This is a genomic window from Variovorax sp. YR750, assembly GCF_900109805.1.
GTDB lineage: Bacteria > Pseudomonadota > Gammaproteobacteria > Burkholderiales > Burkholderiaceae_C > Variovorax > Variovorax gossypii.
Genome location: NZ_FOBJ01000051.1, coordinates 1 through 1395, shown reverse-complemented (window position 1 = coordinate 1395; position 1395 = coordinate 1). Strand labels below are relative to the sequence as shown.

Here is a 1395-nt window from a genome sequence, read left to right as displayed (position 1 = left end):
GCGTCCTCGAAGCCCGGCAGCTTCGCGATCTCGCCGATGTTGGCCAGGTGTTCGATGTCGAACAGCATGTCCTTGATGGGGGCGGTGTAGCTCATGTCATGTCTCCAGATACAGCGGATACGAAAAGGGCATCGCGAACGATGCCCTCTGGCTCAGTGCAGCGATGCGATCAGAGCGCCTTGACCAGTTCCGGCACGGCCGTGAACAGGTCGGCCACGAGGCCGTAGTCGGCCACCGAGAAGATCGGCGCCTCTTCGTCCTTGTTGATCGCCACGATCACCTTGGAGTCCTTCATGCCGGCCAAGTGCTGGATGGCGCCCGAGATGCCTGCTGCGATGTACAGCTGGGGAGCGACGATCTTGCCCGTCTGGCCGACTTGCCAGTCGTTGGGGGCGTAGCCCGCGTCGACGGCTGCGCGGCTGGCGCCGAGACCGGCGTTGAGCTTGTCCGCCAGGGGCGCCATCACTTCGGTGAACTTCTCGGCGCTGCCCAGGGCGCGGCCGCCCGAGACGATGATCTTGGCTGCCGTCAGTTCGGGGCGCTCGCTCTTGGTGACTTCACGGCCCACGAAGCTGCTCTTGCCGCTGTCGGCCACGCCTGCTGCGTTTTCCACTGCAGCGCTGCCACCGGTGGCTGCTGCCGCGTCGAAGCCGGTCGTGCGAACGGTGATCACCTTGGTCGCGTCGCTGCTCTGCACGGTCGCAATCGCGTTGCCCGCGTAGATCGGACGCTCGAAGGTGTCGGCGCTCACCACGGCCGTGATGTCGCTGATCTGCGCCACGTCCAGCTTGGCAGCTACGCGCGGTGCGACGTTCTTGCCGTTGGCGGTCGAGGGGAACAGGATGTGGCTGTAGTTGCCGGCAATGGCCAGCACCTGGGCGGCCACGTTCTCGGCGAGGTTTTCAGCGAGGCTGGGGCTGTCGGCTGCGATGACCTTGGAGACACCGGCGATCTGGGCGGCTGCCTTGGCTGCTTCGGCCGCATTGGCGCCAGCCACCAGCACGTGGACGTCGCCGCCGCAGGCCAGTGCCGCGGTCACGGTGTTGAGGGTGGCCGGCTTGATGCTGGCGTGGTCGTGTTCGGCAATAACAAGTGCGGTCATGTTCAGATCACCTTCGCTTCGTTCTTCAGCTTGTCCACCAGGGTGGCGACGTCAGGCACCTTGATGCCGGCACCACGCTTCGGCGGCTCCGCGACCTTCAGCGTCTTCAGGCGCGGCTTCACGTCCACGCCCAGGTCTTCGGGCTTGACCGTGTCGAGCTGCTTCTTCTTGGCCTTCATGATGTTCGGCAGCGTCACATAGCGCGGCTCGTTCAGGCGCAGGTCGGTGGTGATGACCGCGGGCAGCGTGAGTGCAACGGTCTCCAGGCCGCCGTCGACTTCACGGGTGACGGT

2 protein-coding genes and 1 pseudogene are annotated in these 1395 nt (G+C 65.4%); all 3 read right to left on the bottom strand.

What is annotated here, in order from left to right; all coding sequences use genetic code 11:
- A partial coding sequence (locus BMY35_RS37480; RefSeq protein ID WP_143080830.1) for an acyl-CoA dehydrogenase N-terminal domain-containing protein occupies positions 1 to 95 on the bottom strand: 95 nt, incomplete at its 3' end.
- A 74-nt stretch (positions 96 to 169) separates the two neighbouring features.
- Positions 170 to 1102, bottom strand: coding sequence for an electron transfer flavoprotein subunit alpha/FixB family protein (locus tag BMY35_RS37475; protein ID WP_093210121.1), 933 nt, complete (start codon positions 1100 to 1102; stop codon positions 170 to 172).
- 2 nt (positions 1103 to 1104) lie between these two features.
- Positions 1105 to 1395, bottom strand: a pseudogene (locus BMY35_RS37470) (electron transfer flavoprotein subunit beta/FixA family protein); the annotation flags it as partial.